This window comes from Paenibacillus alginolyticus DSM 5050 = NBRC 15375 (assembly GCF_000422905.1).
GTDB lineage: Bacteria > Bacillota > Bacilli > Paenibacillales > NBRC-103111 > Paenibacillus_E > Paenibacillus_E alginolyticus.
In genome coordinates this window covers 1-8366 of sequence record NZ_AUGY01000170.1, presented here as the reverse complement: position 1 = coordinate 8366, position 8366 = coordinate 1, and the positions used below count along the sequence as shown (strand labels likewise).

Here is an 8366-nt window from a genome sequence, read left to right as displayed (position 1 = left end):
CCCCCCTGCCGATTCGTTTAAAATGACAAGATCGATGAACAGCCTGTTATGGCGTAAATACTCATATCCAATGAGAAGCTTGTTAATAAAAGATAGATTCATCGTATCTGCGATCCGTATAATCACAATGGGCCGATCTCCGGAGACGCCGTACGCCCAGAGTCCCTGCTGTCCCTTTTGGTTAACAGCTATACTGCTCTCACGCTCCGGCCGCAGAGGAGCCGTATACAGCGTACGACCCGCGAGCAATTGAAAGACTGCTAAATCGGCAGCGGTAATACGTAAATGCTGTAATTCGATTTGAGTCCTCGTCCAAGCAAGTTGAAAAGCCCTTTCGACTTGTTGTTCCTGGGACAACTGATGAACAATGTCAATCGCTTGCTCCTTCGATTCTGCTACGCCTGTAACAGCGGTTAATTGGACATGTTCACCGGGCTGGATGGTTAAACGACGCCGCATGATAAATGCAGGATCGGCTACAGAGCCAACCGTGCTGCCAAGACGGGTTTCGATTCCTCTAGGTCTGGATAATGTGTATCCCCTGCCAATAAATCGGGCACGGTCTGTTTCAAATTCCACAGGACCAAGCGGTCGGCCACAGGTTGTTAATGTATGGAACGCCCACACGGATTTCTCCCCGCTATCCCGGGGACGTTTGCGGGCTAGCAGGCATTCCGCATCAGCCTCAAATTGCGTTTCAACGAATAATTTAGTGAAAGCCGGATGTGCTTTATCCGCCTCGTGAGGCGCTAACGCGATTTCGAGAAACGTCGTCACCTCGATGATCCGCGCTTCACTCCCTGTATTTGAAAGCGTTAACCGACGGACTTCCGCGTTCGATTCGGACGACACACTGATTTCAAGAGTTGAGTGCACATTCTCTACCTCACACAGGAAAGTGGATCTCTCTTGCGAGAATTGCACCCGCTGCTTGTCTGACGAGACGCGGCAAGGTTGGAAGGACGGAGACCACACCTGTTCCGTTGCGACATCCCTCATATACATATAGCTTCCCCAGTGGTCCGTCACTGGATCTTCCCGCCAGCGTGTTACATCCATGCCTTCGAACCGGATGAATCCGCTGCCGCTATTGGAGATCATCGTCGTGAACGCCCCGTTTGAATGTACATTCACTTCCGGAACCGAAGTATCGGCAGAGTCATAATCCCGCGGGGGGGCATTCTGTGCCGGTTTCGGTTTTTCGAGCCGCGACTGTCCCGATAATTCACGATTCATAATGGAATCCCGAGAAGGAATCCGTTCTTGCAGCAACAGTTCCGCCGCCTGTACGCGTTTATCGCGATGAAAGTGATCATACATTTTACTAGGCAGCAGTACATTGGCAAGCGTCAGCAAGCTCATTCCTTGGTGATGCGCCATAAAACTGCGGATGATCTTGCAAGTCTCTCCTTCAGGCATTCGCCCGGGGGTAAAGTCAATGGCTTCGTAAAAGCCATATTGTCCGCGCGCCCCGAGTTTCTCCATTCGGTGTAAATCCTTCAAGCCTTCACGCAGCGCGAAAGGAAGGGCCATGACCGTCGCATAAGGCGCAAGAACCAAATCTTGCTCAAGTCCGCGTTTGAAACCGAGGCCTGGAACTCCGAAAGCCCGGTATTGGTAATTCATCTGATAATCAAACGCGTAATAACCGGACTCCGAAATACCGAAGGGAACATCCCGTTCACGAGCGTATTCGATTTGCCGCTTTACGACGCCTCGATAGGTGCTGTCCCAGATGGTGTTCCGATAAGTACGCATAATCAGCCATGGCATCAAGTATTCAAACATCGTCCCGGACCATGAAACCAAGGTAGTCTGGTTCCCTTGCCTTTTTACAGTCCTGCCGAGCGCTAGCCAATGGGACACCGATACCTGCCCAAGTGCAATCGCAACAAAGCTTGTCTGTCTGGCTTCGGAAGCTAACAGGTCATAGAGAATGTTATCACGCTCGCCTGATGCCGCATGGTACCCTAAAACGAATAATTGGGCTTTATCGTCATAAAGCGTCCTGAAATTGGTCTCCGTAATCAATGTCTCGAGACGGGCGATCAGATTGTAGCCGAGCTCCATCCAATCCATAGAGGCCGCTTGAGTCGACGAGTATCTGTCTTCAGTCTCCTTATCAGCGTATTGCTCTTCCATCCCGATTAGCGTCATTTCTCCAGGACTCATTTGATCGAGCTCGACGGCAAACTCAACATTTAACCCTTTATGGCTTCCAACAACTATCTGATTTGGCTGGTTGCTCATGGTGAAATCGTTCTTTAGCCAATGCGCTAGCCCTTGTTTGACCGTCATCAAACTGGCCACGAAATTACCCGAGTCCACTGTTGAGACATATGCTGTCGGCAGTACGCCAAGTGAGAGAGTATCGTACCAGTTATACAGATGCCCGTTCCATTTGTCTAACCGTTCGACGGTGCCGACAGTACGCTCTACACGCTCCACAAGCTCCGGTGTATCGATAAACCCGAAATCCCGCGCGGCTAGAGCAGCAGTTAGCAAGAAACCGATATTGGTCGGAGACGTACGATGCGCAACTCCGTTTGGAGGCTCGATTTGCACATTATCCGGTGGCAGAAAGTGATCTTTAGGACCGGCATAATCCTCATAAAACGCCCAAATTTGTTTGGCCAAAACCCGCAATTCAGCCTCTTCCACAGGGGTGAGAAGCAGCTCTTCGCGTGCAACTGGCTGGTCCAGCCAGCGAACAGCAAGAGGAGCTAAAGCCCAAATCAAACTAAGTGTGAAGCCCATCCATCTTAGTCCCGGCTCCTGCCACATAGCTGCAGCTACTGCAAAGAGGATAATCAATCCATATCCGCTGCGTGCGTTAAGCAATAATGCGTGTTGGTTTCCCCTATTGCTTCGTTCAATATGAGAAGAACTGGTCCATTCAAGCATACGACGTTTGCTGATCGACAGTCTGTATATGGTTTTACCGATCGCATCGAGCAGAACCGCGCTTTGAAACGGTAAGGTCAAGATATTCATTAAGACGTGTATAGCCGTAGACAACAACCTCTGGGGATGCTGAACGGCTGTCTGAATGAGAAACAGTTGTCGGATAATCGGCAAGAGCATGGTTGCGAGAATGATAAGAAACCAACGCCCCGGGGATCCAGGCAGAACAGTTAAACCAAGTGCCAAGAGTATGAGATAAGCAATCGGAAGAAGGCTGCGGCGTAAGTTGTCGATCATTTGCCAACGTGTAATAGCGGACAGATCGACGGGCCTTAACGTTCCCCGACGGTCGCAAACACGGGGAAATAGCCAGCAGAGCAGCTGCCAATCTCCTCGTACCCACCTGTGCATACGCTTTTGATTAGCGAGAAACTTTGACGGGTGGTCATCGATCAGTTCAACGTCCGATAGCAGAGCTGCCCGCAGAAACCCACCTTCGAGCAAATCGTGGCTAAGCACCGTATTTTCAGGTATGCGTTCGCATAAAACTTCCGCAAATACATCTACATTGAAAATCCCTTTTCCCGTAAAAATCCCCTGCTCCATTACGTCCTGATAAGGATCTGAGGCGGCAAACGCATACGGATCCAATCCGGGCTCTGAACAAAAGTAAGCAAGCCGCGACCGCATGGCCGACTCATGGCTAGTTCCAATTCGCGGCTGCAGTACGCCATATCCTTCAACGACACGAGTTCGCGCTTGATTTAAGCGCGGTCTGTTATAAGGAAGATGCAGCGTACCTATCATCCTCTGCGCACTTCCCATAGGAAGCTGTGTATCCGCGTCTAACGTAATAATATAACGAATTGGCGGGAGGTCAACCGTATCCCCAATCATAGAGTCGTAACTCGTCTCCTTGCTTCCTTTAAGCAGCTCGACAAATTCCACCAATTTTCCGCGTTTGCGTTCCCATCCCATGAATACTTCCTCAGCAGGGTTCCACTGTCTGCGGCGCTGGAAATAATGAAAGGTCGCTCCTCCTGGGCTGACATACCTCCGATTTAGTTTCCCGATTCTTTCTTTGGTGAAGGCAACAAGCGCTTCGTCTTCCAAAAGCATTACCTCTGGAGCATCGGTAAAGTCTGCTAAAAGAGCGTAATGGATATTTGGATCACGGTTGGCCAAATAATGGATTTCCAGTCGATCCGTAAGCTCCTCCACTTCCTCAGGTGTAGACCAGATGACAGGAATGACGACCATCGTGGTTGCATCCGAAGGCACACCGTTTGAAAAATCATAACGCAGCAAAGGCCGGGGGCGGAAAAATCGCTCAATGCCAAAATGAAGCCATGTGATGACCCATTCGCTTACAGGAAGGGAAAGCATAAGCAAAACGATTACCCACTCTGCCGGCGTAAAACCGCGTACACCGCCAATCCAAGCGGCAGAGACAATAAGTGCAAGTACGAACAAACCGATTAGCAAGGCAAAATAAGTGCCGGTTGCTCGCTGCGAAATACTGGTTCCCCTTACTTGACGGGGCTGGCTGCATGTTCGCAATGAATGTTCTAACTTCTTGATTCCTATCGGTTCAAATAAAAAGTAAGCCGCAAACGTCGATCGTGGTAAGTCATCTTCCTTCTCACGCTCCTCGTCCACTCGTTCTTTCTCATCCTTCGCGAGAGCTACCGCTGTACTTGCGATCAAGTTTTCTGGCACACGCATACGGCGAGCTAATCCTTCAACACGTTTAAGAATCTCATTCCTGCTATAAGAATCAAGAAGAGAATAGACGCCCGTACTTTCTTGTCGAAGCTTCTGATCGAGTAAGCTAATCCGTTCGAACAGAGTATTCCAATTGAGACGCTCATTTTTGCGTAAACTGGTAATCAAATTACCTGCCTTTACCTGAAAGGCTGACTGAAGCCGATGCTCGTAAGATACGATGCGATCGAGGTCATCAGATCCGTTCTCCAATTTGCATACCAACCATTCGCGCACGGATGCGGAATCCTCTGCCCACTCGCGCAGGTGACTGATCAGATGGACGATCCACGGTCCGGATAGCGGAACAGTCTGCCCGGCTGCTTCCAATTCTGCGTTGATCGCTTCCGGATTTAACCTGGAAGGCTCTATCCGTGAAAGTAACCGTTCAACTTCCATGCAAACCTCTCGGCGATCACGCACAAGTGCCATCGTTTCGGACAGCCTTCTAATCAAGGTCACCCGAAGGATGAGCGAGATGGAACAGGTCTCGGCAAGCGTCAATGCGGAAACTTCCTGATAAGCGTTCATGTAGGGAACAATGGTTTCCTCATCCAATACACCGTCAACCTGCTCCAAATAATCTTCGCAAAGAGCTTGGATGCGTAATATGCCGTTCTTTCGAAGGCGCGGTAAGCAATCAAAGGAGCGTTTCGAAAAACTAGTTTTCACCTCTAATGCCTGTTCCTCAATAAATTCAGCATTATCGAGCAGCCATTCTTCCGCTGGTAAAGCACAACTTGCGGGACTTTTTTGCAACGAGATTACAAATTCCCTTAAGCTCTCTTTGTCTTCATCGAATTGATTCCATACGTATTTTGGATGAGTTCGCACTACACTTGGCGTGTGCTGCAATGCGAGTTCACTCGCTCTTTGACAAAGTTTTTCAGTATTATAAGCCATTTGCCCCTCCGGAGATCAGTTGTTAACAATTTCTAGCCGTACTGTCGTCCGGTACAACGAAGGATTCCGGGACAATCAAATTATCCCCAGTTTTGCATGATTTAATTAGTAAAAGTGGCATTTTCATACTCCAAAGAGGGATATGTTGATGTCAGAAATCTCCTTTGTGGTTGTGGTGCAAAGTTCTAAAATACATGATAACATGATTAAAATGAAGTCGTGGGATGGGGCAATTACGTTGAAAAAGGAAGTCGATTTGTTTAAGTGGAAGCAATATGAATCAGAGGTAATCTTGCTAACTGTAAGATGGTATTTGAAATATAGTCTAAGTTATCGTGATTTAGTAGAAATGATGAAAGAACGAGGTATTGATATGGCCGATACAACCATTATGCGATGGGTGCATCAGTTTGGGCCGGAATTAGACAAACGTCCTTTAGAACGGATGAGACCTATATAAAAGTCAAAGGGCAATGGAAATATCTTCATACTATCTGAAAATCGAGATGCTCCCGCGGCCAAACGATTTTTCATGAAAGCGATAACATCACCACACAATCAATCGCCGCGCGTGATTACTGTCGATAAAAACCCAGCTTATCCTACCGCAGTTTAGCAATTGAAGGGAGAAGGCAATAAAACATGAAGCACTTCCTACGACAACAGAAATATCTTAACAATGTTATTGAATAAGATCATCGATTCATAAAGAAAGTCATTAAACCAATGTTGGGTTTCAAGTCTTTTGAAACTGCAGAACACACAATCGCGGGAATCGAAGCCATGCATATGATAAGGAAAGGGCAGGTCGAATGCAATCATTCGTCTGCCCTCGTTTGACAGCATAATCAAACCACAAATTTGCGGGTATCTTTTATCAGTTTTAACATACCTTCTCGTTAGTCTAACAAACCCCTAAATGTGAACATTCATAACGATCTCTATTTTCCACTAACGTACTTTACTTTCTACTAACAAACTTTATTTTCCCTGACCAGCTGATGAAGGAAAATAAAGTTTGTTATTAAAAACTCAGTAATAACACGGGTTATAAGATGTATTTATATAAAATTACCCCCTAATTATGTTCGTTAGTGAATCAATGAGATACTAAGAATGGAACAGAAATTAGGAAAATAAAGATTGTTATTTATCTTTACAACTGTTAACAAAACTTCATAATACCTATTGCCTTGCTAATATAACTGAATAAGTGTTTCATTCAAGACATTTTCGAAATATGAAATATATTCATGTATCAATAAAGTAACACTTCAGAAAGTAAAAATGCCGCTGTATATGCGGTATACAAATGATTTATCTAGTCGAATATCTATTGGAGACTCCTAGGAGGATAATATGACTTTATCGTAAGCAAATCTGTGGAAGGTCATGTATTTACAAAGAAAAAGGCAGAACATTTGAACGCTAAAGCATGACAATTCTCACGCGATATGCCAAAAATTATGCCCGTTGAATTATATTTGATGACGATCTTGCTGGTGAGCTGGCCTTCAGTGTCATTCACAACGACAGCTACATAAGCGTTTCTCTGTGTCACTAGCACATTCGCTTGCCTCACGCCATTTAATTGTGTGATCTTTTCTGCCGCCTGATTGGCGATTTGAACGAGGGTATCCAAATTCTTCTGCGGTTGATCTTGGGCTTGCTGCATTTGAACCCCTGGCTGTTGCGTTTGGTTATTATTCGTCGTGCAACCAATCATAATAACCGAAATGATGAAAAGCAATGTAACCCTTTAAACAATTAGCTTCACTCCTTCAGGTAATATACCTTTAATATGCTTTATGATTCGTTTTCCATTCACACATTTATCATTCCTAATTGAATCAGCAAAGGTTTCACGTCTGCCTTATCTGATTATTTGCATTGTTCGTGCACCCTGTCGCAATAATCGTCACAATAACTTCCTCATTCGAAAAATTAATTATACGGTAATTTACTGTTACTTATTTTAACTATACTTCAATTTTTTACATTTATTAATTCCATCTTCATACGCCATATTAGACAAGTAGTTTATTTTATGAAAATGGAGAGTGAAAACAATGACAGTCGCTTCACAATTAAAAACAGCCGTTGCTTCATTAAAAAGTGCTCAAGCCAGTTTCGAAACATTTGCATTAGGTACCCAAAATCAAGAAGCAAAAACATTGTACACAAACGCTGCACAACAGACGCAAAATATTATTGACCAAGTTAATCCTCGTGTTCACCAAATTGAGCAAGAAGAACCGCAGTATAAAGGATTTTAATTATTTAAAAAAGATGTGAAATGCAGTGCACCCCTTTAATTGGACATTGAGAAAAGACCTCACCTTTAGTCTTAAGCAGCGATGAGTTGACTTCTGATTCATCAGAAGTCATCTTTTTTAACGCCCACTGGTAGCGTTCGGAATTGTAAAGCGTTATGTATTCGTTAACACGCATACGTAGATCCTTAAGCATCTCACGGTCTCGATATTCGAGTTCATCTTTCATATGCCCGAAGACTCATAGCCAGACAAATCGTTTGGAAAATGTTGGGTGTAGATCATCTTGAAACCTCCCGCTGTAATTTGCTCAATTAGCAAATTACAGCAGTATTAATCTATCGGTTAAATCAAGAATTCATTTATTTGACTATGTGAAAAGAACAAACTGCCTGTGTTCAATGAAATGACCGCCTAACCAACGGCAAGAGTTTAATCCGTTGATTAGGCGATCTCATTTATTTATGGTGTTATCGATATTTATTCTCCAAACTTCTGCAAACATCCTCGTACGTGATGGGG

At 45.2% G+C, this 8366-nt stretch carries 4 protein-coding genes and 1 pseudogene; 2 read left to right on the top strand and 3 right to left on the bottom strand.

Annotated features, from left to right (window positions below):
• On the bottom strand, positions 1-5571 hold a 5571-nt coding region (locus G519_RS0136885), incomplete at its 3' end, for a glucoamylase family protein (protein WP_029198829.1).
• Positions 5572-5782: 211 nt separating this feature from the next.
• Here G519_RS0136885 and G519_RS46455 point away from each other — a divergent pair.
• A pseudogene (locus G519_RS46455) lies at positions 5783-6411 on the top strand (IS6 family transposase).
• A 550-nt stretch (positions 6412-6961) separates the two neighbouring features.
• Here the strand turns inward: G519_RS46455 and G519_RS48245 are convergent.
• Positions 6962-7297, bottom strand: a complete 336-nt coding sequence (locus tag G519_RS48245) for a YhcN/YlaJ family sporulation lipoprotein (protein WP_268633516.1) — start codon at positions 7295-7297, stop codon at positions 6962-6964.
• A 343-nt stretch (positions 7298-7640) separates the two neighbouring features.
• On the opposite strand from G519_RS48245, the gene G519_RS0136865 reads away from it, so the two are divergent.
• Positions 7641-7847 (top strand): DUF1657 domain-containing protein, encoded by a 207-nt coding sequence (locus G519_RS0136865; RefSeq protein WP_029198827.1) that lies wholly within the window; start codon positions 7641-7643, stop codon positions 7845-7847.
• A gap of 4 nt (positions 7848-7851) precedes the next feature.
• Here G519_RS0136865 and G519_RS52740 read toward each other — a convergent pair whose 3' ends face one another.
• Positions 7852-8040 carry an IS3 family transposase gene (locus tag G519_RS52740; protein ID WP_244280345.1) on the bottom strand — a complete coding sequence of 63 codons (189 nt, stop codon included), beginning with the start codon at positions 8038-8040 and terminating at the stop codon, positions 7852-7854.
• Positions 8041-8366 lie beyond the last annotated feature (326 nt).